Consider the following 536-nt stretch of genomic DNA (forward strand, 5'->3'; position numbering starts at 1 on the left):
GCCCGCGCGGTGGGCCCGGCGGGCCACCTCCACCACGAACTGCGGGCCTTTGACGGCTTCATGGCGGCCGGAAAACCCCACGTGGAGGGGTCGTGCTCCGTCCCAGGCCGGGACACGCGCCGCCGCCTCCACATCGGCGCGGCGCAGCCGGTGGTCACGGTAGGAGATGGACCGGCGAGCGAGCCTGCCGTAGGACCTCGTCGCCGCCGGCCCGTTGCACTCCACCGCGGCGGCCCGCCGCACCATGGAGCGGAAGCGCAGTTCCGTGCGCGCCAGCCCGAGCGCCATGCGAGGAAGAATGTGCACGGGTGCCTCCGCCCGGTGGATATCGAGCCTGGTCCGGTAGGTCAGCTCTGCTGTCAGGATCGCAGGAGCGTCGATGTCGAGCATGGGCGCCGAGGTGGGGATGAGCAGCCCTGTCACGAGGTCGACGGGATGGTCCCTCAGGTCCGCAAGGTCGGGTCGTACCTCCACCACCGTGAACGGCAGCTCCGACGGCGGCCGCAGGTAGCCGGTGCGGGGGCGTTCTGCCAGCT

1 protein-coding gene is annotated in these 536 nt (G+C 71.8%); it reads right to left on the reverse strand.

Annotated features, from left to right (window positions below; genetic code table 11):
• The coding region (locus tag ACFWJO_RS38535; protein WP_386872853.1) for a hypothetical protein at window positions 1-536 on the reverse strand (536 nt) is incomplete at both ends.

Origin of the sequence: Streptomyces sp. NPDC127092, assembly GCF_042722475.1 — a bacterium.
GTDB lineage: Bacteria > Actinomycetota > Actinomycetes > Streptomycetales > Streptomycetaceae > Streptomyces.